This is a genomic window from Streptomyces sp. NPDC048185 (assembly GCF_043202495.1).
Lineage (GTDB): Bacteria > Actinomycetota > Actinomycetes > Streptomycetales > Streptomycetaceae > Streptomyces.
The window spans coordinates 84,764-107,398 of the sequence record NZ_JBIDAN010000003.1 but is presented as its reverse complement, the minus strand read 5'-3'; the positions used below and the strand labels follow the sequence as shown (position 1 = coordinate 107,398).

Here is a 22,635-nt window from a genome sequence, read left to right as displayed (position 1 = left end):
TCGTCAGGAGAGCCGAGTGATGACGTTGCGGGTGATGGCGGCGACCTGGGGGTCGGTGGCGAGCAGACGAGCCCAGTCGGTGGTCGCGGCGGTGAAGACGGTGCCGGCTGCGGAGTAGAGGCCGAGAGTGGCCGCGCGGGGGCTGGCCATCGGCTCCCGGGCCGCGAAGTTCCAGTCGGAGGGCAGCTGCGCGAGGCCGAGGATCTGGAAGTCCTTCGGCGTTCCGTCCTGGCCTGTTGGACGGGGCCGGCCAGTTGTGTCGAGCTCGTACGCTGCGCCGTCGCATTCGTAGCCGATCAGGGCAGCCTCGCGTCCGAGGACGTCGCCGGTCTTCAACCCGGTCCCGGAGAAGATCCAGTGGTTCCCGTCGGTCACGGTGAACCCGAGTGGTGCTCGCGGGCCGTCCCAGTGGCCACCGCCGTTGCGGTAGCTCACTCCGAGCAGGGTGTTCTCGGGCTCCGACTCCCACCAGTGGTCCGGGCAGCCGTACGAGCTGTCCGGGTCCGTGCCGGCGGCCGATCCGGGAGGAAACTTTGCGCAGCTCAGCCCGGTGCCGTCCGGTGCAACATCGACCCGCCACCAACACGTGTTGGCACCGAAGTTGGCGATGTTGCCGCCGGCGTCCCGGAAGGCGGCGATGTGCCGGCGCGCATCGGCACTCCAGTACTCGTCGTGCCCGGCGGAGACCAGAAGGCGGTATCCGCCGTCCAGGTACCGGCCTTCGTGAAGGTCCAGGTCGGTGCAGAAGTCGCTTTCTATCCCGTTCTCACCCATCCACGCGATGAACGGGGCGTCCCAGTGTGCGAACGTCTGCCGGGGAGAAACGGAGTCGTAGGGGTCGGGCAGTCCCTTGACCGGGCCTCCCACCCCGCCTCCCGGGCGACGCAATGTCACCTTGGAGGCGCTGTACAGACTGCCGCCACCTGCGGTGTTGTACGCCTGGTAGGTGAAGGTCGGGATCTTGTAGAGGACCTTTCGGCCCGAGGGGGTGGCGGGGGTGACGACCAGCAGGATCCGCGCCTCGCGAGAATCCATCGTCGGTGTGCCGGAGTTCGATTCCGTGCTCAGCACCGCGATGTAGACGCCCGACATCCAGTCAGGCGGTACAGCGAAGTCGTAGGCAGGCCACTGCCAGTCCCTGTCGAACGTTCCGGGATCGGTGGCGCGGCCCGGCCACACGGCGTGCCCTGCGTATTGAGGAGTCGTGCCCCAGCGATAGAAGTCGACGCGGAACCGAGGGGCCGATGTGGCGATGTGCAGCTGGATCACCTCGCCGGCGCGGACGCTCGGTCGAGCCGCATAGCCGTTGATACTGGTCATTCGCTGCCCCGGGGGCGAGCGATGCCGGCGAAGTGATAAGCATCGATCGGCTCGACGTGGGCCTCCCAGCCCAGGTCATTCAGTTGCGAGGTGAGGCCGGGGGCGTCATACAGCACCTTCACGGCGAGATGCTGAGATCCGTCAGCGAGCCTGCGTCGCACGGTCGGCACCCGCGTCTCGGCGACGAATTCTTCGATCTCCGCCTTCGCGGTTGAGTCGTCGAGAAAGACAATGCAGCCGCCCGGCCTCAGCGCCCAGCGCATCAGGTTCCAGAAGGCTTCCATCTCCACGGGCGGCACGTGGCTGAGCCAGAAGGCGAGGAAGACCGTGTCGTACTGGCGGTCCGGCTCCCAGGTGAAGATGTCCGCCTCGATGAAGCGAGTCGTCGTGCCCCGCATGCGGTCCCGGGCGATACGGAGCATCTCCGGAGCGGCGTCCAGCGCGGTCAGGCTGCGTGCGCGGTCGACGAGCAGCTGGGTCCACTGGCCCGTACCGCAGGCCACCTCCAGGACGTCACCGCTGACGGGCAAGTCGTCGAGGGCTCTCACGAGCCGGGGCATGTGCGTGCGTTCGTTGTGGGCCTTGTCGTATTCGGCGGCCCTTGCCCGGTAGTAGCCGATCTGCCGCTGTGACCAGTCAGGTTCTTCGGGAACCTGCTCTCTCGTGCCGTGCACGGTGACCTCTCATTCCACATCGCGGTGCTGCCGCGTTGTCGGCCGCTTCGGGCGCGCAACGCGGCCGAGACTCCCGGAAACCGTTCATGAGGCCGCAACATCAATCCGCGTCGTTCGACTCGGACAGCCGGCCTGCTCTGCGGTGATCCAACTGTCGCCATGGAGGGGCGACGTCGGGAGCGTGCACTTGGGGGTGCACTCGTGCACTCCTACGTGCGAACCCCCTGCGCCCTGGCCCTGACCTGCGTAGGGTGACAGCGCGTCAAGCTGGCACTACGGCCGTTCTCTGGGGGTCCCAATGGCAGACCGAAACGCCAGATTGGCCGCACTCATGCAGGAAGGGGACTTTTCTCACAAGTCGCTTGCCCGCGCGGTCGTCGCCGCAGCGGCTCGCTCGGGCGAAGACATCACCTGCGATCACACCTACGTCACCCGATGGCTCAAGGGCTCGATACCGCGCGGGAACATGCCGCAGCTCATTGGCGACGCCATCGGGCGCAAGCTGGGATGCCGCATCACCATTGACGACATCGGTATGGGTGACGCGGCGGTGTCTGCTGTACAGCCTGATCTGGGGCTCGAATTCGCGGACCATCATGAGGCCACGGTCAAGACCGTGACTGACTTGTGGCGCGCTGACCTTGCCGAGGCTGATCTGTTGGTCCGAGCACAGCCGGACTCGGCCGCGTGGAACACCGCTGCCCTGCGCTGGCTCGTCGCCCCTCCGGACAGAGAGCTGGCGCGCACGGGTAACCGAGCGATCGGCGTCGTGGACGTGGAAATGGTGCGCTCGACGTCAGATGCATTCAGCATGCTGGACGGGAAGTTCGGCGGTGGTCACGCCCGGCGTGCGCTGATCCAGTACCTGCACACCGATGTTCGACCGATGCTCGATGGAAAGTACTCCGACGCCGTGGGCAAGCAACTGCACTCGGCTGTAGCTGAAGCCCTCTTGCTGGCCGGATGGATGTCGTACGACAGCGGCCTGCATGGCGTCGCCCAGCGGTACTTCATACAGGCTCTGCGTATGACGCGGGCGGCTGGTGACAGGCTCCTGGGTGGAAGCGTTCTGTCCGCGATGAGCCATCAGGCCACGTTCGTGGGGCGGTACCAGGAGGCCGTGGCTCTTGCCCGAGCCGCGTACATGGGGCCGGCCGCAAGCCTGGGGCCAACGATGGCGGCCCAGTTCCGTGCAATGGAGGCGCGGGCTCTGGCCCGTCTCGGTGACGAGCGAGGCTGTGACCTGGCCTTGGCGGAGGCGGAAAGCAGGATTTGCCAGAGGACAGCCGACAGCGACCCGCTGTACATCGCGTACTTCGACGAGGTGGAGTTAGCGGCCGAGTTCGGTCACTGCTTTCGCGACCTGGGACGCTCTGTCGAAGCCACGGAGCGGGGCGCAGGCTCCATCTTCGGCGACGGCATGAACAACCGAAGCGACTTCTTCGCGACCATGGTGCAGGCCGAGGCGTACATCAACCAGGGTGAGATCGGCCGCGGCTTCGAGATCGCCTTGAGCGCGCTGAACCTTGGTGAGGGCCTGAAGTCAGCACGCTGCCTGCAGTACGTGCGGGAGTTCCAGGGCCGTGTCACGGACGGCATGAGGCGGGCCGCGGAGTTCCGTGACTTCGCGGAACAAGCCGGCCGCTTCCGACTCTGGCTGCAAGCCGGACTCGCCTAGAACGGTGCCCAAGCCCGGCGCGAGCCACCTGACCTCAGCGTCTCGACACGCTTCTCCACTTCTTCGGCGGCGCGCGGGTTCGTGCCGGAGTTCTGCGCGAGCCAGGTGACCATCAGCAGTTCGCGAACGCTCCGGAGGACGGTGTACCCGGACCACTGCCTAACGTCGAAGCAGTAGCCGTCCGCGAAGTCGGCATACTCGGCTTCCGTGTGCCAGCCGAAGCTGTCGTAGTACATGGCCGTCTGGATGAGGTCCCACTCACGGGGGCCGGTCGCGAAGCCGTCCAGGTCGATGACCTTCGGGTCCCCTTCGGAGTCGTGCAGGACGTTGCCGACGTTGAAGTCACCGTGCAGATGCCCAGGCGGAAGGGCGAACTCCAGCTGCTCATACTGGGCTGCCAGCTCCTCGGCCAGGCCGGCTAGATACGCGCGGGTCTCGGCGCGGATCACGGCACGCTCCAGACGTTGCTCGACCTTGTCGAAGGGACGGAGGTCGGGCAGGGAGAAGCACGGCGCCTCCAGTCCGTGAAGCCGCCGCAGGAGTTCGCCCATCTCATGTGTGCTGGCGTACTGCTCGCCGTCGGCCAGCCCTTCCCAGAAGGTCACGGGATGTCCGTCGACGACGACAGGCTGTTCGGCCTCCGTGACGAGCCGTGCCGACGGGTAGCCTTCAGCATCGAGCCATCGCGCAACAGCGACCTCTCGGCGCACGGACGGTAGACGATCCGCGTGGCGGCCGACGCGAGAGACGACCTGTCCGTCGTCGATGCGGAACACCGCGTGGTCACCGAGCCGCAGCATTTCGACTTCGTCGGGATGCAGCCCCACCAGCCGGCAAGCCTGAAGCAGAATGTTCTCTGCCACCGCGAAGTCGAACGCGGTGTGCTCGCTCGTCGTCATGCCGTCTGACCCTTCCTGTGCAGCAGGCAGAGCGAGGATGATCCACCCCCGCGTACGAGGGTAGATGCGCCCGCGTTTCTCCAGTTCGCCCGGGGCAGACAGGAAAGCCCCGCAAAGGACTGGTGCCCGGTGGCAGGCCATGTCAACGTACAACGCCTGCCAGAGCACCCACGCCCGAACCCACGGAGGCGCCCCTGTACCCGCACCACTCCAGTGACTCCCACCGCCCCGACTCACAAAATCCGTTGTACTGGGTCGCCCCTCGCCACCTGGCCGGTGACGACGGACGCCTGTACGACACCGTCACCGACACACTCACCGAGCTGGGCTGGAACAGCTTGGCGATCGTCCGCGGGCGACGGGTACCGGACGAGGCGCCGGAGGAACGTCAGGTTCTGCGCAGCATCGTCCTGCACATCAGCCCCGACACCCTCCGCTGGGCCCAATGGGTCCTGCCGGATGAGCCGTTTCACCTGGGGAGTCTGCCGATCGCCTGGCAGGTCTCCGCTCGTACGGACACGAGCAGCCCGCTAGCCCAGTGGTCTGCCTACTTCACCCCCGACGTCCCCGGAGAGGTCCTCGCCGACTTCCTCTGCGCACTCGACGCCCGCGACAAGCCCGCCGTTTCACTCGGCGGCCCCGAGCTGGTCCTCGACGCCGTTACGGCGCACGGCTGGCTGAGCGACATCGACGCGCCCCGTGCAGGCGCGGTGGACCCGACCTTCGCCTCCCAGGTCCACCTCGGCGAGGTGCCGCCCCTCATTCAGGATGCCGACCCGCTCGCCCTGGTGGCCGAGCATGATGAGCCGGTCCGGGTCGGATGGCAGGCGTGGGCTGAGCCGATGCCTGGCGCAGGCTATCTGTGGGCCGCTTCGTTCGGCGCCAGCGTTCCGCAGGACCTCGTCGCCGCGTTCGCCGGTTCCTTGAGCTCTACGGCACCTGTCCTGCGCCGGGTGCTGCCCGAAAGCACTCAGGAACGGCTGCTGCGGGCTCCAGCCAGCTGACGACGGGCTGTTCTCTTGCCGACGCGACAAGCCCGGCCCACCTCGAATGAGGCGGGCCGGGCTTGTCACATGCGTCCACGGCCGGTCGCGCCGCCACCCGGAAACCGGTTGAGCGTTTTGAGGTTGTAGCCGTCCCCGCCCGAGGTGTCGGTGGCGGCGAACAGCTCGGCGGACCAGCTCACGGCGGTCGGCGGTGGTGCTGGCTGGGACAGGTGGTCTCGCGGTATGGCTTGAGCGGGGCCGCACTTCCGAGCATCGGCCCGCCGGTTCCTGACGGGGCCGTGCCTGTGTGCTCAGTCCTTGTGCGGGCCGAGGAGGTGGGCGCCCTCCGTGATGAGGGTCTCCAACCGGCCGTACTCGAGCATGTCCTCGTGGGTCATGAAGGGGATGAGGGCTTCACGGTGCGGGACGGCGTACTTGAACAGGAGCTCGGCCATTTGGTACGCGGCGACCTGAGCTTCGGCTCCGGCCTCGGGGTTGTGGACGTGGATGCCGGCGGCCTGGAATTCTTCGAGGGTGGCGTCATCGGCGAGGGCCTGTTCCTCGTCGGTGAAGGGGCGTCCGTCGAGGTGGCGGAAGGTGCAGGTACCCGAGGGTCGGTTGAAGTCCGAGTCGAAGAGAAGGGCCATGACGTGGGGGCGAGGGGTGGATGCGGGCAAAAGGGTTCTCCTTGGTGGGGCGGTGGTGGGTGTCGATGTACCCATGGTCTGGAGAATCCCCGGTTGGGCTAACCGGGGATCGTCGGCTACTTTCGTCGGCGCGGTCCTGCGGTTCAGCGTCGCCGAGGGGAGCTGTTCGAGGGCCTGGTCCCGATTTGCGCTTTCCGTTCCGGTGACGAGGCAGAGCGGTTCCCGCTGGCTCGCCGGCCTTGGGTGTTCTGGGGATCAGCGGGGAGGTCGACCATTCGCCGTAGCCGCCACACGAGCACGTCGCTCATGCCTTCCGCCGTGTCCAGTTCCCGTCGGGCGGCTGCCTGGGTGAGCAGGGTGGTGGGATTGTGGCCGGCGGCCTGGGCTTCGTTGAGGGTGGCTGCGAGGGCGGGCCAGCCGGGTTCGGCGAGGATGCGGTCGACAAGTTCGGGCAGGGCTTTGCGTACGGCGGCGGTATGGCGGCGTTGCAAGGCTGGGGCCAAGCGGATTCCCCGCTGGCGGAGCAACGCCATGGGGTGCCCGGCGGCGGCTTTGTAGGCGGCGCGGAGGTGTGCGGCGGCCTGGTGGGCGGCCTCGGCCTGCTGGGCATGCTGCTTCTTGGCGTGCCAGTTCGCGGCGGCGACGGCGAGGAAGATCAGCATGTCGAGCGCCATGGCCGTCGTGGCGCCGTCCTCTCCGCGGCCGAGGGCCGAGCCACTGTGGACGAGGTCGCGGGCGGCCTGGCGAAGGGCGCGGTCGTGACCGCGTGCGGCGCGGACGTGGGAGCGGGAGGCGCGTTCGAACGCGGTGGCGGCGACCTGTAGTTCGTGGCGGGTGTGGGCGGCGGAGGTCTGGGCGAGGGCGTCGAGGACTTCCCCGGTGGCGGCGATCTGCGCGGCGACCATGCTGTCGTCGCCCTGATCGATGACGAGCAGTGCCTGCCACGCGGCGCTGGTGACGCGTCGGCGTGCGGACGCGGGCCCGGTTACTGGCGGCAGGGCCGGCTGCTGGGCGGCGTCCTCCGAGGGAGTGGTCCAGCGTTCGCGGATACGGGGCAGGGAGAGGTCCGGGGCGAGCTTGGAGCCGGAGTAGAAGACGGGCTCGCCCTTGACATTGCGGTCGCCGGGGAGGGCAACCGTGTAGCCGAGGGTGTCGCCCGATGGCGCGATGCGGCGCCGGATGAGCAGGCCGGCGGAGGCGAGGCGGTCGAAGAACTCCTCCTCGCTCACCGCGCCGGCCACCGAGCGGCGGATCGTCTCGCGGAGCTCCTCCCGCGAGGTGCGCTGCTGGCCCCGGCGGTCGGCTTTGTGGCGTTCGGCGCTGGTGGGGCGCTTGGCGGCGGTGCCATCGCCCGGGGTTACCCGGCGCAGGCCGTAGTCGGCCTCGATGGCGCGGGCCTCGGCCTGGGCGCGGCGGGCCTCGTTGTGCAGCCGTGGCCGTCGGCCGTCGTCGCGGACCAGGGTGGCGACGATGTGGATGTGGTCGTCGGCGTGCCGGACGGCCGCCCACCGGCAGGCGGCGTCGTCTCCATCAGGGGCGATGCCGGTGGCGGCGACCATGCGACGGGCGATCGCGGCCCAGTCGTCGTCGGACAGGATCGGGTCTTCGGGGCTGGCGCGTACGGACAGATGCCACACGTGCTTCTTGGGGCGCCGGCCGACGCGCAGCGCGTTCACTGGCTGGTTGAGCAGGCCCTGCAACTGCTTGTAGGTGGCGCTGGGATCGCGGCCGGGGTCGGGGGTGAGCGGGTCGAAAGCGGCAACCAGGTGAGGGTCGACGTGTTCCTCGTGGGTGCCGGGGCCGTACAGGTAGCGGACCAGCCCGATCGTCTCGCTGCCGCGCTTGTGGATGCGGGGGATCACGCCGAGGCACCACCGTCCCGGTGGGCGATCAGGGCATCGGCGGCGTCCTCCATGCGACGGGCCGCGCCCAGGACGGCCTGAGCGGTGGCGTCGAGGTGAGGTGCGTCGGCGCCGGAGTTGAGGGCTTTGGCGACCTGGTTGAACAGACCGTGGATGCGGCCCAGATGCCGGCGGGCGGCGAAGATCTCGTCTATGACTTCGCGTTCGGTGGCGATTTCGGCGGCGGTACGGGTCAGATCGCGGGCTGCCTTGTCCACGGCGTAGGCGAGGAAGGCGGCGTTGCTCATGGCGCACTGGTCGGCCGCCTTGGTGAAGCGCGCGAACTCCGCGTCGTTCATACGGCAGCTGGGCTGGTGCAGGCGCTTGTGGGGCTTCAGTTGTCGAGCGCGCTGACGCTTGCGCGAGAGGGACTCGGCCGGCCGTCCCCCTCCAGGCTGCGGTCCGCCCTCGGCCGCTGCGTGCAGACCCGGCGCCTTCTGGCGCTGGGACGCTCCCGCCACCCCCGGGGCGGGAACTCCGGGAGCATTGCTCCCGGGACAACTTGCTGTGCCGTTTGGGGCTGGGGTGGTGGTTGTCGCCTGCTGGGCGGTGGGGGTTTCGTGGTGCGGGTCGTGCATGGATCAGTTCTCCGTTGGGGTGTTGGTGTCGGTGCCTCGCTGTGCGCGGCCTCGTGCCCGTGCTGTTCTGCGCGGGGCAGGGGGGCCGGAGGGGTGAGGCGATCGGTGCGTTTTGTGGGGGTCAGCCGGTGCCAGCAGGGGCTGTGTCGAGCTCCCTCTGCCGCTGCGAGGGGGCTTCTTCGAGTCCGTCGAGAGGTTCGGCCTGGCCAGTGCGCTCGGCCTGCAGCTGGTCGCGCAGGGCGCGGGCGCGCTTCTGGCCGATCCGTAGTGCGCTGCGCAGACGCTCGGCGCTCAGCCGGTCGTCGCTCCAGTCGGCGGTCAGGCGCCGGGCCTCGTCGAGGACTTCGGCGTTGGTGCGGGTGCGGTCGGCGGTCGATTTGGCGGTGGCGGGGACCCGACCGGTCGCCCGACGCGGGGCGGCTCCGGTCGACTCCGCCGCGGTGGCCGGCCGGGGCGGTCGGGGAGCTGGGATCGACTCGTCGGTAGCAGTCGGCCTCGTCACGGGCGCCTCGGCGCTCTTCACGGGGGTCGACTCGGTCAGATGCTCGGGGGCCGATGCGGCCTGGTCAGACCTCGACCGTGCGGCCTGCCTGTCAGCTTGCTGACTCCCCGACTCGGCGCAGGTTGCCTCGGCGGAGTCGGCCGACTCGGGGTTGTGGTGCAGCACCTTCGCCACGAGGTCCGACCCGAAGTAGATCGACCCGACCGGCAGCGACGTCGCCAGCAGCACGAGAGCCCAGTTCGCCGGGGCCCAGTCGGCAAGTCGGCCCCACTGGGTCGACGTGGTGTGCAGGGCGGGGATGAGGCCGTGTACGTAGTTCAGCAGGAGGCTGGCGATCGTGTAGGTCGCCAGGACCCGAAGCGCGAACGTCCGGTCGGTACCGGTCAGCACGAGCGTGGCGATCAGCGCGAGGGCCATCAGCCCGTCGACCACGATCGGGTAGAAGAAGGCGGCGGTGGAGTCGGCGCCGATGGCGCGGGCCACGTCGGACAGCGCGTTCCACGAGACCCGGAAGGCCATGAGGACGACGGCCAGCAGTCCGACGACGAGGGTGATGCGTCCCAGGCGGTTCACGCGATGACCCCCAGCGGGTGTGAGCGCACGGTGGCCGTGGCGGGCGGGAGCAGAGCAATGCCGGAGCGGATGTTGCGGCTGCCGCGTATGGCTGTCGGCGCGCTCGGGGCAGGGGAGTGCAAGGGCGGGCTCCAGGGTGGGGAAGTGAGGCTTGTGGTGCTGAGGTGAGGGGCGTTCACGGAGGGGGCGTTCACGCGGGCCCCCTTCTAAAGGGGGCCCCGCGCGTGATCGCCTGGGCGCGTGTATGGCGTGGACGCTCGCGTGATCGTTTGACCTGCGGTTTTGCGGCGAGCGTGGACGCCGTGAGCGGTTCACGGCGGGGTGTTCGCGTGAGGGCCGCGTGTACGGTCGCGTGATCGCTTCGCGCCGACTGGCAGGGGGTTCAGCCGACGGCGGTGAGGTGGCGTGCGGAGGCGTAGTAGCGGGTCTGCTGCCCGCCTCCGGCTCCTCCGGCGGCGCCGTCGGCCCTGGTGGCCAGGCCGCTGTCGACGAGGCGGGCGAGGTGGCGCCGTGCCTTCTCGACGTCGGCGCGCTCGGGGTCGCCTCCGCCGATCAAGATGGCCGCCAGATCGCGCGCGGTCAGGCCGCCTGGGGCGTTGCACAGCAGGACGGCAGGATCCTTGGTCGGGTCGACCGTGGTGGTGCCGCGCTTGTGGTCGTGAGTGACGTCCAGCGGGCCAACCTCACCGGTGGGGGTCTTGAGGTGGTGCAGGGTGACGGCAGGGTCGCCTGCCCTGCCGGTGACGAACAGGACGCTGCCCGCGCCGGCGGTGATCCAGGTGGAGCCGTAGACCTGGTCCAGGCTGGGGCGCTGGCCGCGCGGGGCGTCGGCGGTGGCCTTGCGCTGGTGGTGCAGCTCCAGGATCTCCACGCCGCCTCGCAGGGCGCGCATGCGGGCGTTGTGGAAGGCGACCGCGAGACTGTCGTCGACCATCGTGCTGACGGCGTCCTTGAGGCTGTCGACCACGATCGTGTCGGCCTGGTGCGCGGCGGCGAGGTCGGCGAGGAGGTCGGGTTCCTTGTCGAGGGTGGCGGGCAGTGGCCCCTCCCAGACGACGAGTCGCTCGCGCAGGATCGCTTCGTCGGTGTCGAAGACGCGGCGGTTCATGGCCTTGGCGATCTGCTTGGGCCGGTCCATGGCCAGATAGAGCACCCGCCTGCTGGGCGCGACCGGCATCTCCAGGACCGTCTCCGACAGGCCGAGGCGGGCGAAGATCACCTGGTGGGCCAGGGTGGTCTTGCCGACCCCGGGTGCGCCGACGATCATCAGGCTCTCGCCAGGCGCCCAGACCGTCTTCTCACGCGTGCCCCACAGGGGCTCGGCGTCCGCGCCGGTCTCCTTGACGAAGGACCACCCGTCCCTGGCGAAGCGGTTCAGGCGCCCCTGGCCCGAGGCCAGCGCCCGCTCACGCTCGGCCCGCATCTCCGCCTCGACCTCGCTGCGTATCGCCTCGGGATCGGCGCCCGGCTCCTGGGCGCGTTGGGCAGTGCGTATGGCGGAGGCGAGCAGCCGGCGCAGGTTGGCCTTCTCGCGGATGATCTCCGCGTGATGCTCTGCGCCGCCGGTGCCGTAGTGCAGGTCGGCGAGCTGGAACACGTAGGTGTTGCCGCCGACTCGCTGCAGATCACCCTGCCGTTGGAGGAGTTCGGTGAGGGCGATTGGGTCGGTCGGCTTGTCCTCGCGGTGCTGGGCAAGCAGTGCACGCCAGATGGTCTCGTGCGAGGGCCGGTAGAAGGCGGCGTCGCCGAGTATGGGCCGGACAGTGTCGATCACGTCGGCGCGGTGCATACAGGCGCCCAGGATCGCACGCTCGGCGTCGATGTTGAACGGTGCGTGGAGCATGTCCGTTGACGGCTCGGCGTCGGCCGAGACTGCGGGGGATGGCGGCTGCGGGGTCAGGGGCGTACCCTGGGGCATGAAGCTCCTCTCCTGCGGGGCCATATGGGACGGCAATCCCGGCCAGGCAGGTTGATCGCTAGGGATGGCGGTTGCAGAGGTTTGCGCTTTGAACCCCTCGGTGTCGCGCCGAGGGGTTTTTGCGCGTCGGGTCTCCGGTCGGTGTCTGGGCAGGACTACCAGGATGCCACACGATCTGCGAAATGCAATGCTTCTATGCCTGATGCAGAGAGTGTCGATGATCACTAGCTATGCCTAACGCATTGGATCCCTGCAAAAGGCAGAGCTCGTGGTACAGTTGTGTTCCCTGCGTATTACAGGGGTGTCCTGCGACAGGAAGGAGGGTGTATGGCGGACGACGAGACCCCTCAGGGGATCTTGCTCAGCGGCGAGGAGAACGCCGCTGTACGGATCAAGCTCGAACGCGAGCGGCGCGGCTGGAGCACGACCGCCCTGTCCGACCGCCTGAACGAGGCCGGCTTCGAAATGAACCCGTCCGCGGTCTGGCGGATCGAGAACCGCAAGCGACGCATCAATCTCGATGAGGCGATCGGCTTCGCCGAGATCTTCGGCGTCGACCTCCGAAACCTTGCTGGCCCTCCGCAGCTCGCTGCGAAGGGCCGCGCCATGGAACTCATCGACAAGGTCGTCGCCGCCCACCAGGAGACCCAGCGCGCCCAGCACATGTTCACCCGCGCTCGTGACGACTTCGACGCCTACATCGCTGAACACCCCGACATCCGCGAAGAGGCGGACGTGATGGTCTCCAACGCCATCGCCGAAAGCGTCATGAAGATGAACGCGGAGATCTACGGGCCCGCGCCCGGCACGCAATCCGACTCTGAGCAGGCGGACTCCGCTCCCAACGCGTAGCGCCTCCGCCACCTGACCTGGGCCCGCAAACCCCCAGGCACGGAACCCACCGCACACATCCCGAGATCAACCGGCCAGGCCGGGGTTGCCGCCCCATCACCTGCCAGGAAACGGACTTCTCCTTGCCCGAAAACGCCCTGCCCATCACTCAGATCGCCCAGCTCCTCGGCGTCGCCGAGACTGAGCTGCGCGCTCTGATGAACCAGCGCGACGCCTCCCACGGCGATGCCACTCTCGTCGGCCTCACCGTCACCGAAGCCGCACGGCGGATCGGCATCGGCCGCACCAAGCTGTACGAGTACGTCTCCTCCGGCGAGATCTCCTCCGTGAAGATCGGCCGGCTGCGCCGCATACCCGCCGAGGCGCTGAACGACTTCCTAGCCAGGCGCCCCGACTCGGCGGACTACACGACCGCGGCCTGAAGGGGGCGGAATGACCAAGTCCTCGAAGTCCCGCCAGCCCAATGGTGCCTCCACCATCTTCCTCGGCAAGGACGGCCGCTGGCACGGCTACGTCACCGTCGGCGTCAAGGACGACGGCAGCCCGGATCGTCGTCACGTCGGCCGCAAGACGCGCACCGCGGTCACCAAGGCCGTACGCGACCTGGAGAAGCAGCGCGACTCCACTGGCGTCCGCAAGGCCGGTCAGACCTGGACGGTCGAGACCTGGCTGACCCACTGGGTGGAGAACATCGCCGCACCCAACGTCGGTGAGAACACCATCGACGGCTACCGCGTGGCGGTCTACCACCACCTCATCCCCGGGCTGGGCGCCCACCGCCTGGAGAAGCTGGAGCCGGAGCACCTGGAGCGCCTGTACCGCAAGATGCAGACGAACGGTAGCGCCGCCGGCACCGCCCACCAGGTGCATCGCACGGTCAAAACGGCGCTCAACGAGGCCGTACGCCGTCGCCACCTCACTATCAACCCGGCGTCCGTCGCCAAGGCACCCAAGGTCGAAGAGGAGGAGGTCGAGCCGTACACGCTCGAAGAGGTCCAGCGTCTCCTCGCCGAGGCCACCAAAGTGCGCAACACCGCCCGCTGGGTGATCGCGCTCGCGCTCGGCCTGCGCCAGGGCGAGGCCCTGGGCCTGCAGTGGGAGGACGTTGACTTCGAGGCGGGTGTGATCCTCGTACGCCGGGGCCGCCTGCGGCCACGCTACCAGCACGGATGCGGCGACAAATGCGGGCGCAAGCCCGGCTACTGCCCACAGAAGATCAATGTGCGGCGCGAGACGAAGGACACCAAGACCCGCGCGGGCAAGCGCCCGATCGGTGTGCCGGACGAGCTGCTGGGGCTCCTGCGACAGCACAAGGAGAAGCAGGACCGCGAGCGGGCCGTGGCCCGCGACCTGTGGGTGGAGAAGGGGTACGTGTTCACCTCGCCGACGGGCGAGCCGCTCAACCCCAACACCGACTACCACCGGTGGAAGGACCTGCTGAAGGTCGCCGGCGTACGTGACGGCCGTCTCCACGACGCCCGCCACACTGCCGCCACTGTGCTGCTGATCCTCGGCGTCCCCGAAGCGGTCGTCGACCGCATCATGGGATGGGAACCCGGCAAGTCCGCCCGGATGCGCCGGCGCTATCAGCACCTCACCGGCCAGGTGCTCCAGCAGACGGCCGCGAAGATTGGCGGCCTGCTGTGGGGTCCGAAGCCACACGTGCTCGAACCGGCGCCTGGAGGCCCAGTGCCTGGCCCGAGGGAAACCTCCGTTCCGGCGGAGCCCAGGGTGTATGTGGCTCTCCTTGGCGAGCGCCGCATCCCGTTCCTGCACCGCGAGCACGCTGACGCAGTGGCCTCACAGTGGGGTGCTGACCATCCCGGCCATCCGGCGGAGAACGAGGAATGGGACCGGGAGAAGTGGGAGGACAAGGGCCAGGGCGGCATACGGGCCATCCGCGACCGCATGCCCGACCGTCGGATCGTCCATCACGCCCAAGCCGTGTTCCTGCCCGGCGGCGAGCGGCTCAACATCGGCCGCGATGACCAGTGGTCCGTCACGGCCTGGGAATTCGAGACCGACCTCTACACCGACCTCCCGGTGCGCTGGCACACCACTCGCCGTCCAGGCCAGGAGGTCGAGGCCCAGGTCCGTGGCACGGACCAGAAGGCCGTGGCCGCCGCATTTGCAGAGGCTTGTGCACAGGCTGTGGACCGTGCGAAGAATCCAGGAGAGTACGGCGATCTAGCTGGCTGAAGGCTGCCTGGGGATCCCCAAATCCATGGGGATCCCCAGGCAGCTGAGGAGCTTCGCTGAGGGCTGACCCGGTCAGTGTGCTTCAGTCAGTTGGGTCGACCTACTACTGGCCGAAGCCCTTCAGGAACTCCCAGGACCCTTGTGCGTCCTCGACGTCCTGCTCTCCAACGAGCAAGTACTTCCAGTTGATGTCGACATCGGGCGAGGAGTTTGCGGTGTTGGCCCACCTTCGTGCTGCCCGGCGTTTGCCGACTACCTCCTCGGAGGTCATGTCCTTGTCGGCCTTCGTCTCCACCAGCCAGCCGACGCGCTGGCCATCCACTTCTTCGATCACGACGAAGTCGGGGTTGTAATTCCTTCCCTCCGACGTCCAGGTGATGGGCACGTCGTTGATGTGCAGCCGTGCCCACACGGCTACGTTCTTCCCGCTGTCGATGGCGTTGGCTGCCTTGAACTCCGGCTCGGTGTCGAACCAGGCGTGGCTGTAGAGGTTCTTGGTCCAGCCGTTGAACGCCATCGTCTTGCTGAACGCACCGTCAGCATGGCCGGCCACCTGGCGCTTGCGTGCCACGCGGGTCTTGCTCAGCGCGAGGATCTCCACGTCATCGGTGTAGGAGACCTGGGCCTGAGTCGTAGCTCGGAGAGTTCTGGCGACCTCGGTAGCGAGACGCTGACCGCAGCGGTCGACGAAGGCCGCAAGGTGCTCGGTCGCCTTGTCGCCCATGGCCTCGATGAGGTGATCAACGATGCGCTGAGCGGCGCCAACCTCCAGCTGCCGGTTCGGAACCCCCTTGACGGACATGACCCGCTGAACCAAGGCGTTCTTCGTCACCGAGAGGGGGATGTCGAGCGGTAGCGCGGAGACCACCGTGTCAGCGGCCGTCTCGGTGCCCACTATGACTTTGCGGCCGTCATGACTGGCAACGAGCTTGGTTCGCTTCAGCTCATCAGAGTAATCCGCAGTGAGCGTGCGGCCGAGCCGCTCGAACGGTCCGTAGTCGGTGATGTCATTCAGGCTGACCGCGACGAACTGCGGCACTGAGATCAACCGGGGGATCAAGATGGGGTCCCGGTCCGGCAGCGGGTCGTATTGGATGGCTCCGGACGTATTGTTCGCGGCTTCTGCTGCCTCACGCGTACGGGTCTCAACGTCCACAACACCAGGTCTACTGAAGGTGGCCGGCGAAGGGGGCGTCGCGCCGGTCCCCGCGGGCGGAGCCTCCTCGGTAGCCTGCCCGGCGTCGTCAGCTCCGGGCGGGGTACTTGCGGATCCGTCGCCGGCGCCAGCTCCTGCCGAGTTACTCCCAGGTACGTTGCCGTCGCCAGGTCTTGTGGGGGTGGCCCCGCCAGGCAGACCGATGACGTCCGCATCGCTCTCGACCGTCTTCTGGCGGACCACAGAGCTGCCGTCGGCGAGTCGCCGAATTTCGGCGTAGGTGGCGTAGTCGATGAACGCCTCGTTGAGGACCTTCCGCTTTGCGAGCAGCTCGCCGTACTTCTCGTGGGCCAGGATCTCGAGCGTGTCGAGGATCTCGACGTTCGTGTACTCGCCGAACGGAAGACGCATACCGCGGCCGAGGGTCTGCTCGGTCATGACCTCCGAGACTGACGCCCTCATGGAGGCGATCACGTAGACGTTCTTGACGTCCCAGCCTTCCTTGAGCATGCCGACGCTGATGATGATGCGGATCGACGACTCGGGGTCCTCGACGGCCTGGAGGTCGGCCAGTGCCTTCTCCTTGGCGTCTCCCGTCAACTTCGAGTGGATCAGCAGCGTCTTCCCGACCCACGAACCGCCATCGAAGGAGGCCGTGTCGAGAACATTCCGAAACTCCTCGGCCTCGTCAATGCTCTGGGCAATGACCAACATGACCGGGTTGACCCGGGGCAGGTCGTTCTCGTCGCAGTAGGCATCGGCTGCCTGCCCCTTGTAGCGCAGCAGGTTGACGCCATCGAGAAGCTTCGTCTCGATGTCAGAGCGGTCGTCGCGGCGAGCCACCATCACCGGGATCTTCACGAGCCGGTCGGCGATAGCGGCCGCCAGCGGGTAGCGGAACGCGACGAGAGACTCATCCGCTCTCACGGGTGTGGCGGTCATGCCGACCACGAGCTGGGGCTTCAGGTCCCGGATGGTCCGGGAGAACGCCGGTCCGCGGTAGCAGTGATGTTCGTCCGCCAGGATCACGAGGTCATCGAGCCCCGCGAGATAGTCGTAGAAGGACGTGCCGAGATTCTCCAGGGGCACGTGCGTAGCGCGACCTTCGCCCGTGGCGGAGGTCAGCGCCTGAACGGTGAAGATGTAGAGCTTTGTGATCGTCGGGTCGTCGATCGCGGTTCTGGTGGCCGGCGTGTTGAAGTTGTCGGCCGTGATGACGTACGGGTTGGACCGGAGCATGCGCCGCAGCGACTTCGGATTGCCGGCAGTGAAGTTAAGAACCGACTTGTCTCGGATCGTCCTACCAGGTGCCATCAACAGGAAGTTCCGAGCGGGAGTCTCGGCCCCTGCCAGATACTCCACCAGGCCAGCCATGACGTAGGTCTTGCCGACGCCGGTGGCTGAATCCACGATGCATTCGTACGGTTCGCTCTTCTCCTGCACGTCGTAGTGGTCCGAGGTGCGGAGCAACACCGACTCGATCGCCTTGCGATTCGGTTCACGCAGGGTGAGCCTGTGGGCGACCTGGTCCAGGAGCTCAGGCTGGAACTGCAACACGCCCATCAGGCGGTCTCCCTTTCGATTCCGGCGGCAGCCTCAGCCGAGTCGTCCGCATCTCGTGGCGACGGCACAGAACGACCCGCGCCGAACGGCGACTTGCGTGCTGACTTGCGACGGTAGTTGTCGAGGACCTTATCGGGGATCAGTTCGAGTCGAGAGCCGCTGCGGGCCTCCTTCAGGGCTTGGGCCGCATCGTCCTGGATCTGGGTCGCCCACACCTCGACCATCTCGCCCTCAGAGAGGCGGTCGACGATGGAGGCGACTGTTCCCGCGCCGACCATGCCGTCGATGACGACGTACCTGACGCGGCCCTGCTTGCCGGCGAAGATCCCGTCCGGCTCGTAGGGGACTGACAACTGGGCGCACATGACTTCCGCCAGGGCGCCCTGTGCGGCCCAGTCGGCCAGGAGGACCATCCCCGCCATCTCCACGAACATGGACTCACCGACCTGAAGGTGGGTGAAGCTGCCACCTCCGTGCCAGTTGACCGTCGTGGCGTCCTTGGTCTTGGTGGCTGCCTTGAGGGCCTTGATCGTGGCGGCGTCGAGACCCGTGTCGATGGCCTTGGTCACCTTGGTGAGGAGCCGGTTGAATTCCTGGGCCTCCTCAGGGTTCATCCCGTTGGGCAGGCCGCGCTCCTCGTCCTCACCGTCATCAACGGCCGAAATCCGCTCGGTGACAGTGGTGACGCCGCCGGGGTCCTGTCCATTGACGACCTTGGTGAGCCGGGGCAGCGTGTATCGGGCCACGGTTTCAGGCAGGAGCTCGCTGGTGACCCAGCGACGCCCCATCTTGTGGGCGACGGCTGCGGTGGTGCCCGATCCGGCGAAGCAGTCCAGGACGATGTCGCCGGGATTCGATGCGATGTGGATGACGCGCGCCAGAAGGCGTTCCGGTTTCGGCGTCGCAAACGGATGCTCGTCGGGGAAGAGAGCCTTGATCTCGATCTTCCCGCGAAGGCTCCCTCCTACCTCGCTTCCCAGCCAGAGCGTCTCAGGTACCCGGCCGTTGTCCTCCAGGTGCTTCTTGCGCTGGATCCGTTCCCGGAGCCCGAGCATGACGATGTCCGGCCAGTGGCCGGCGTCGTAGCGCGCGCGGGCGTGCTTGGCGGCCTCCTCGACGGACACCGAAAGCATGATCGCCGGTACGCCGGCCTTTACCTTCTCCGGTGTCGTGCCGCAGATGCGGGCGCGCTCAGCTTCGTCGCCGATGTCACGCAGCTCGTAGGGCGCATACTCCGACATCTGCTCCAGCATCCACGACTGCGCCTTGCCCCAGCAGCGGCCTGCTGTCGGATACATCAGGCCCCCTGTGACGGGGTGCTGGATGGCGTAAACCATCAGCTGGTGCGTAGCTGCACCCCCTGCGGTTGCATCCCCGTCACGCCAGGGAACAGGATCCCCGTCCCGTGACTGGTACCGGCTTGTGTTCGATGCGGCGAGCCTGGGCATCTTGTTTGGCACCCAGGACTCGGACTTCCGGTATACCAGGATCGTGTCCTGGGAGGTCGAGAGCAGCTTGGAGTCGTTCCGGGGCGAGTCCGCCTTCTGCCAGGCGACCTCGGCGACGAAGTTGTTCTCCCCGAGCTCCTCGTCGAGGACGACGCGGCATCGGTGCGACTCCATGTGGTCGAGGTGCACCCATACGGAGGCGTCGTCCGCGAGCAGCGGCCTGATCTGGCGGATCCTGTCCCGAAGGAGGGTGAGCCAGATCGAGTGCGTGATGTTGTCCTCGTACTGCGTGAACGCCTGGCCGGTGTTGAAAGGCGGGTCGATGTAGACCAGCTTGACCTTCCCGGCGTACTTCTCGGAGTAGGCCGGGATCTTGGCCAGCGCGTCCAGCGCGTGCATCGCGTCGCCGGTGATCAAGAGGTTGTCGGTGGTCGGCTGAGGCAGTTCCGCCGGGCGGCTCGCAGGTGTCGGCGCTTCGACTCGGCCGGCCTCGTGGAGGAGGCGAACCTCGGAGACCCGGTAGTCCGTCGGGTCGACGAAGGTGTAGTCGTACTTTCCGTCCCCGGTCGACAGGAGCGTCTTGTCCTTGTCGGTCCAGGTCAGTTCGAGACGGCCCTGGTGTCGGGGCGTCGAGTTCGAGGCCATGCGGCGATCCCTTGCGCTGTGGAGATGACGTTGTCCATCTTGTCGGAGTCCCGACGAAAGCGACGGCGAACCACGACACTGACCAGGCACTACGTGCCTGCCTTGCAGGCGCTCCTCCCGGATAGCCATGGTGAAACGCCAAGCCGGCTGCCCGCCGATGGCGGGGCAACTGCAACCAAAACTGCAACCACGGAACGACGAAGGCCCCGGCCGCTGAGCGGTCGGGGCCTTCGTTTGCCCTGCTGGGCGGGTGCGGAGGATACGAGATTCGAACTCGTGAGGGGTTGCCCCCAACACGCTTTCCAAGCGTGCGCCCTAGGCCTCTAGGCGAATCCTCCGCGGCAAACATTACATGACGTCGGAGAGTGCTCGCGAACTCGTTCTCGGGGCCCCGGATCAGGTAACCTGTGGCACAGCCCCTCACGCGGCGCTATCTGACTGAACTCCCCCAGGGCCGGAAGGCAGCAAGGGTAGGTCGGCTCTGGCGGGTGCGTGGGGGGCGTCTCTTTTGCGGGCGGTCCGGTTGTCGGTGGGCGCCTATAACCTCGTATGCGTGTCGTCTCTCGCGCTCTACCGCCGTTACCGCCCGGAGTCCTTTGCCGAGGTCATCGGGCAGGGGCATGTCACCGACCCGCTGCAGCAGGCGCTGCGGAACAACCGGGTCAACCACGCGTACCTGTTCAGCGGTCCGCGCGGCTGTGGCAAGACGACCAGCGCCCGCATCCTGGCCCGCTGCCTGAACTGCGAGCAGGGCCCCACGCCGACGCCGTGCGGCGAGTGCCAGTCCTGCCGCGACCTGGCGAGGAACGGGCCGGGTTCGATCGACGTCATCGAGATCGACGCCGCCTCGCACGGTGGTGTGGACGACGCCCGTGACCTGCGGGAGAAGGCGTTCTTCGGGCCTGCCCACAGCCGGTACAAGATCTACATCATCGACGAGGCCCACATGGTCTCCCCGCAGGGCTTCAACGCCCTGCTGAAGGTCGTCGAGGAGCCCCCGGAGCACCTGAAGTTCATCTTCGCGACCACCGAGCCAGAGAAGGTCATCGGGACCATCCGGTCGCGGACCCACCACTATCCCTTCCGCCTCGTGCCGCCCGGCACCCTGCGCGACTATCTCGCCGAGGTGTGCGGCAGGGAGGACATCCCCGTCGAGGACGGCGTGCTGCCGCTGGTGGTGCGGGCGGGTGCCGGCTCCGTGCGTGACTCCATGTCCGTCATGGACCAGCTGCTCGCGGGCGCCGGGCCCGACGGTGTGACGTACGACATGACGACCGCCCTTCTCGGCTACACGGACGGCTCGCTGCTCGACTCCGTCGTCGAGGCGTTCGCCACGGGAGAGGGCTCGGCCGCCTTCGAGGTCGTGGACCGGGTGATCGAGGGCGGCAACGACCCGCGGCGCTTCGTCACCGACCTGCTGGAGCGGCTCCGCGACCTCGTCATCCTCGCCGCCGTGCCCGACGCGGCGGAGAAGGGGCTCATCGACGCCCCGTCCGACGTCATCGAGCGGATGCAGGCCCAGGCGCGGTCCTTCGGCGCGGCCGAGCTGAGCCGCGCCGCCGACCTCGTCAACGAGGGCCTCACCGAGATGCGCGGCGCCCACTCGCCGCGGCTCCAGCTGGAGTTGATCTGCGCGCGCGTGCTGCTGCCCGCCGCGTACGGCGACGAGCGCTCGGTGATGGCCCGGCTGGACCGGATCGAGCGCGGGGCGCAGTTCTCGGCGGGTGCCGGGGCGCCCGCCATGGGGTACGTGCCCGGGCCCGAGGCGCATGCCGGTGCCGCGGGTGCCGTGAGCCCCGCGGCCGCCGCACCGGTTCCGCCCGGCGGCGGCCCGGCCGCGGCCCGGGCGGCGGTACGGGGGCCGGGCGCCGGTGGCGGCGCCGCGCCTGGGGAAGGTGCACCCTCGGTGCCCGTTTCCGGCCCCGCTCCCACGCCTGCGCCTGCGCCTGCTCCCACACCTGCGCCTACGCCTGCTTCCGCTCCCGGCCCCGGTGCCGCGGCCGGCGGTGGGGGGCAGCCCGGACAGCCCCCGGCGCCGGCCGCGCCCGCCCCGGCCCCGGTCTCGGCGCCCGCGCCCGGCGCCTGGCCCACCGCGGCTCCCGCGGGTGGTGGGCGCCGGCCCGGCGGATGGCCCACGGCCGCCCCGGCGGGCGGCGGACAGCCCCCGGCGCCGGCCGCCCCGGCCCAGGCTCCGCCCGCTTCCGCCCCGGCACCCGCGCATGCCGCCGCCGTGCCGCCCGCTGCCCCGGCGCCGGCCCCGAGCGGCGGGCCCGACCCGCGCTCGCTCTGGCCCAACATCCTGGAGGCGGTCAAGAACCGTCGCCGGTTCACCTGGATCCTGCTCAGCCAGAACGCCCAGGTGACCGGCTTCGACGGCACGACCCTCCAGATCGGTTTCGTCAACGCCGGAGCCCGCGACAACTTCCTGAGCAGCGGCAGCGAGGACGTGCTGCGGCAGGCCCTCGCGGAGCAGTTCAACGTGCAGTGGAAGGTCGACGCGGTCGTCGACCCCTCCGGCGGTTCGGCACCCCCGCCCGCCGGCCCGTCCGGCGGTTACGGCGGCGGTGGCCACGGCGGCGGTTTCGGGGGACCGGCAGGCGGTGCGCCCGCCCACCGACCGGCCGCGCCGGCGCCCCCCGGCCCGCCGTCCCAGGGCGCCGGTCCCTCCCCGGCGTCCCCCGGGCACGGCCCGGCGGCGTCGGCCTCCGCCCCGGCGGCCGCCCCCGATCCCCGGCCCGCGGCCCCCGAGCCGCCGCCCCCGGTCTCCCCGGAGGACGACATCCCGGAGGACGACGACCCCGACCTCGACGAATCGGCCCTCTCCGGCAAGGACCTGCTCGTACGGGAGCTGGGGGCGACGGTGGTGGAGGAGATCGCGCACGAGTAGTCGCCGGGCGCCGCCCCTTGCGCCGCCCGCCACCCCTGCACCACACCGCCGTTGCGCTGCCCGCCACCTCTGCACCACACCGCCGTTGCGCTGCCCGCCACCTCTGCACCGCGCCGCCGTTGCGCTGCCCGCCACCTCTGCACCGCGCCGCCGTTGCGCTGCCCGCCACCTCTGCACCGCGCCGCCGTTGCGCTGCCCGCCACCTCTGC

At 68.6% G+C, this 22,635-nt stretch carries 16 protein-coding genes, 1 tRNA gene and 1 other RNA gene; 7 read left to right on the top strand and 11 right to left on the bottom strand.

Annotation, left to right across the window (positions count from 1 at the left end):
• Positions 1–3: 3 nt before the first annotated feature.
• Together ACGF3H_RS11020 and ACGF3H_RS11015 are read right to left on the bottom strand one after the other, a co-directional pair.
• Entirely contained in the window at positions 4–1,320 is a 1,317-nt protein-coding gene (locus ACGF3H_RS11020; RefSeq protein WP_365979581.1) for a N,N-dimethylformamidase beta subunit family domain-containing protein, read from the bottom strand.
• The gene (locus tag ACGF3H_RS11015; protein ID WP_062780362.1) at positions 1,317–1,994 is read right to left on the bottom strand and encodes a class I SAM-dependent methyltransferase; all 678 of its coding nucleotides are present in this window, start codon (positions 1,992–1,994) and stop codon (positions 1,317–1,319) included. The genes ACGF3H_RS11020 and ACGF3H_RS11015 overlap by 4 nt, the downstream gene beginning before the upstream one ends.
• A 331-nt stretch (positions 1,995–2,325) precedes the next feature.
• Here ACGF3H_RS11015 and ACGF3H_RS11010 point away from each other — a divergent pair, with 331 nt between their 5' ends.
• Entirely contained in the window at positions 2,326–3,672 is a 1,347-nt protein-coding gene (locus ACGF3H_RS11010; RefSeq protein ID WP_365979582.1) for a hypothetical protein, read from the top strand.
• Here ACGF3H_RS11010 and ACGF3H_RS11005 read toward each other — a convergent pair.
• Complete coding sequence (locus ACGF3H_RS11005) at positions 3,669–4,571, bottom strand: aminoglycoside phosphotransferase family protein (RefSeq protein WP_365979583.1); 903 nt, start codon at positions 4,569–4,571, stop codon at positions 3,669–3,671. The genes ACGF3H_RS11010 and ACGF3H_RS11005 overlap by 4 nt on opposite strands.
• Positions 4,572–4,816: 245 nt before the next feature.
• On the opposite strand from ACGF3H_RS11005, the gene ACGF3H_RS11000 reads away from it, so the two are divergent.
• Positions 4,817–5,575 carry a DUF317 domain-containing protein gene (locus ACGF3H_RS11000; protein ID WP_365979584.1) on the top strand — a complete coding sequence of 253 codons (759 nt, stop codon included), beginning with the start codon at positions 4,817–4,819 and terminating at the stop codon, positions 5,573–5,575.
• 293 nt (positions 5,576–5,868) lie between these two features.
• Here ACGF3H_RS11000 and ACGF3H_RS10995 read toward each other — a convergent pair whose 3' ends face one another.
• The 5 genes from ACGF3H_RS10995 to ACGF3H_RS10975 all read right to left on the bottom strand — a co-directional run bounded on the left by ACGF3H_RS10995 (position 5,869) and on the right by ACGF3H_RS10975 (position 11,676).
• On the bottom strand, positions 5,869–6,234 hold the full coding sequence (locus ACGF3H_RS10995; protein ID WP_365979585.1) for a hypothetical protein: 366 nt from the start codon (positions 6,232–6,234) through the stop codon (positions 5,869–5,871).
• Between the two features lie 113 nt (positions 6,235–6,347).
• On the bottom strand, positions 6,348–8,066 hold the full coding sequence (locus ACGF3H_RS10990) for a relaxase/mobilization nuclease domain-containing protein (RefSeq protein ID WP_365979586.1): 1,719 nt from the start codon (positions 8,064–8,066) through the stop codon (positions 6,348–6,350).
• On the bottom strand, positions 8,063–8,404 hold the full coding sequence (locus ACGF3H_RS10985; RefSeq protein WP_365979587.1) for a plasmid mobilization relaxosome protein MobC: 342 nt from the start codon (positions 8,402–8,404) through the stop codon (positions 8,063–8,065). The genes ACGF3H_RS10990 and ACGF3H_RS10985 overlap by 4 nt, the downstream gene beginning before the upstream one ends.
• Positions 8,405–8,804: 400 nt before the next feature.
• On the bottom strand, positions 8,805–9,758 hold the full coding sequence (locus tag ACGF3H_RS10980) for a DUF2637 domain-containing protein (protein WP_365979588.1): 954 nt from the start codon (positions 9,756–9,758) through the stop codon (positions 8,805–8,807).
• Between the two features lie 382 nt (positions 9,759–10,140).
• Positions 10,141–11,676 (bottom strand): DnaB-like helicase N-terminal domain-containing protein, encoded by a 1,536-nt coding sequence (locus tag ACGF3H_RS10975; RefSeq protein ID WP_365979589.1) that lies wholly within the window; start codon positions 11,674–11,676, stop codon positions 10,141–10,143.
• 327 nt (positions 11,677–12,003) lie between these two features.
• Between ACGF3H_RS10975 and ACGF3H_RS10970 the strand changes: the two genes are divergently transcribed.
• From ACGF3H_RS10970 to ACGF3H_RS10960, 3 genes are all read left to right on the top strand, one after another.
• Positions 12,004–12,528: a helix-turn-helix transcriptional regulator gene (locus ACGF3H_RS10970; RefSeq protein ID WP_365979590.1), complete on the top strand. Its 525-nt coding sequence runs from the start codon at positions 12,004–12,006 to the stop codon at positions 12,526–12,528.
• Positions 12,529–12,650: 122 nt separating this feature from the next.
• On the top strand, positions 12,651–12,950 hold the full coding sequence (locus ACGF3H_RS10965; protein ID WP_365979591.1) for a helix-turn-helix domain-containing protein: 300 nt from the start codon (positions 12,651–12,653) through the stop codon (positions 12,948–12,950).
• Positions 12,951–12,960: 10 nt separating this feature from the next.
• The gene (locus ACGF3H_RS10960; RefSeq protein ID WP_365979592.1) at positions 12,961–14,727 is read left to right on the top strand and encodes a tyrosine-type recombinase/integrase; all 1,767 of its coding nucleotides are present in this window, start codon (positions 12,961–12,963) and stop codon (positions 14,725–14,727) included.
• 103 nt (positions 14,728–14,830) lie between these two features.
• Here ACGF3H_RS10960 and ACGF3H_RS10955 read toward each other — a convergent pair whose 3' ends face one another.
• The 3 genes from ACGF3H_RS10955 to ACGF3H_RS10945 form a co-directional block, all read right to left on the bottom strand.
• The gene (locus ACGF3H_RS10955) at positions 14,831–17,446 is read right to left on the bottom strand and encodes a DEAD/DEAH box helicase family protein (RefSeq protein WP_365979593.1); all 2,616 of its coding nucleotides are present in this window, start codon (positions 17,444–17,446) and stop codon (positions 14,831–14,833) included.
• Complete coding sequence (locus ACGF3H_RS10950; protein WP_365979594.1) at positions 17,446–19,539, bottom strand: site-specific DNA-methyltransferase; 2,094 nt, start codon at positions 19,537–19,539, stop codon at positions 17,446–17,448. Before ACGF3H_RS10950 ends, ACGF3H_RS10955 begins: the two co-directional genes overlap by 1 nt.
• Before the next feature lie 253 nt (positions 19,540–19,792).
• A tRNA-Ser gene (locus ACGF3H_RS10945) sits at positions 19,793–19,877 on the bottom strand.
• 73 nt (positions 19,878–19,950) lie between these two features.
• Between ACGF3H_RS10945 and ffs the strand changes: the two genes are divergently transcribed.
• Positions 19,951–20,047: signal recognition particle sRNA small type (gene ffs / locus ACGF3H_RS10940), an RNA gene on the top strand.
• Between the two features lie 45 nt (positions 20,048–20,092).
• Complete coding sequence (locus ACGF3H_RS10935; protein WP_362485959.1) at positions 20,093–22,426, top strand: DNA polymerase III subunit gamma and tau; 2,334 nt, start codon at positions 20,093–20,095, stop codon at positions 22,424–22,426.
• Positions 22,427–22,635 lie beyond the last annotated feature (209 nt).